We start from the raw sequence: 274 nt of genomic DNA, 5'->3' as shown, positions 1-274 counted from the left end.
CGATCGGCTTCGCGCTCCAAGACGTCATCAAGAACTTCGTCGCGGGCGTGTTAATCTACACGGACAAGCCGTTCCGCATCGGCGACTGGATCGAGTGGAAAGGGAACTCCGGGATCGTGGAGGACATCTCCCTCCGGGTCACCCGCGTGCGCACGTTCGACAACGAGCTGCTCACGGTGCCGAACCACGCCCTGACGAGCGACGTGGTGAAGAACCCGGTCGCGAAGAAGACGCTCCGCCTGAAGTTCGTCTTCGGGATCGACTACGAGGACGA

1 protein-coding gene is annotated in these 274 nt (G+C 61.7%); it reads left to right on the top strand.

The window, feature by feature from the left end:
* The coding region (locus SM753_RS20585) for a mechanosensitive ion channel domain-containing protein (protein ID WP_323192929.1) at positions 1–274 on the top strand (274 nt) is incomplete at both ends.

The organism is Halostella sp. PRR32 (assembly GCF_034808085.1).
GTDB lineage: Archaea > Halobacteriota > Halobacteria > Halobacteriales > Natronoarchaeaceae > Halostella > Halostella pelagica.
The sequence above is the reverse complement of the archived record's forward strand: the minus strand, read 5'-3'. Positions and strand labels throughout refer to the sequence as shown.